This window comes from Haemophilus sp. HMSC61B11 (genome assembly GCF_001838615.1).
Lineage (GTDB): Bacteria > Pseudomonadota > Gammaproteobacteria > Enterobacterales > Pasteurellaceae > Haemophilus_D > Haemophilus_D parainfluenzae_AD.
The window spans coordinates 60,718-61,050 of record NZ_KV838002.1 but is presented as its reverse complement, the minus strand read 5'-3'; the positions used below and the strand labels follow the sequence as shown (position 1 = coordinate 61,050).

Below are 333 nucleotides of genomic sequence, written 5' to 3'. Positions count from 1 at the left end.
GCGAGTCGCGAAGCCAAAGAATGGGAAACGGGTGGAAGTCAACGTCTTGTCATTGATTCGGCATTAAATGTTATTAGCACCGCTTTAGCCGGCAGACCGGCAGCGGAAGTGGTGGCTTCAGGATTATCGCCTGCGGTGAATAATCAAATTAAGAAAGCGACAACAGATGCAAAAGGCAATGTGAATACTGCTCTCAATTTGACTGCTCATGCACTTTGGGGCGCGGTAGAGGCTTATGCAGGCAACCGTAATGTTGCTGCGGGGGCGGCAGGTGCAGCAGGTGGAGAGGCTGCGGCTCATTTTCTCGCCTCGACACTTTATGATAAATCACCT

At 51.1% G+C, this 333-nt stretch carries 1 pseudogene; it reads left to right on the top strand.

The features are described from left to right. Positions 1-333 (top strand): annotated as a pseudogene (locus HMPREF3263_RS10965) (hypothetical protein); the annotation flags it as partial.